This is a genomic window from Bradyrhizobium sp. BRP22 (assembly GCF_020194175.1).
Classification (GTDB): Bacteria; Pseudomonadota; Alphaproteobacteria; order Rhizobiales; family Xanthobacteraceae; genus Bradyrhizobium.
The window spans coordinates 1-255 of the sequence record NZ_JADYVX010000163.1 but is presented as its reverse complement, the minus strand read 5'-3'; the positions used below and the strand labels follow the sequence as shown (position 1 = coordinate 255).

Annotated in this window: 1 pseudogene; it reads right to left on the bottom strand. The window is 57.6% G+C overall.

The features are described from left to right. Positions 1-25: 25 nt before the first annotated feature. Positions 26-255 (bottom strand): annotated as a pseudogene (locus I6F35_RS39810) (group II intron reverse transcriptase/maturase); the annotation flags it as partial.

Here is a 255-nt window from a genome sequence, read left to right as displayed (position 1 = left end):
CCTTTCAGCGCATACGGCTCTCTGTTCAAGCTTGGCCCATGGCCATAGCAACATCATGATAGTGCGAGGTGACAGTGCTGCGGGCTTCTTTTCGGAAGATGTAGGGATTATCCTCCGGATTGCGCCATCGGAACTGCGCCTTCGGACTTGAGACAAGCCGGTAAAGTGCTTTTCCGGGCGGCCCGCCGCGTTCATTCCGACCAAACACGAGCCAGGTTTTCGCCTTGCCCGGTTCCGGGGCTCGGTACCATTTCC